Genomic DNA, 246 nt, shown 5'->3' with positions numbered 1-246 from the left:
ATTGCCACTTTTGTCACCATGGCTGCCAAGGCGGCGGTGCGCGATATTGGTCGGGTGCTGGATCTGGGCTATAACTTTGTGGATGGCATCGCCAAGCTGATTCCCTTCAAGCCTGGCAAGCAGGTGACGCTGGCCGATGCCAAGAAAGAAGAACCACAATTGGCCGAGCGTGAAGCCAATGAAGAAAGCGTGCGCCAACTGCTTGAGTTGGCCGAACGTGTGGAAGGCATGACTCGCAATATTGGC

Annotated in this window: 1 protein-coding gene; it reads left to right on the top strand. The window is 55.3% G+C overall.

The genetic code is table 11. From position 1 onward, the window contains the following. On the top strand, positions 1–246 hold a 246-nt coding region (locus ACZ3GY_RS24635), incomplete at both ends, for a hypothetical protein (protein ID WP_465912430.1).

The organism is Pseudomonas sp. PME37.24/006 (assembly GCF_055556635.1).
This window is presented reverse-complemented; position numbering and strand designations above follow the sequence as displayed.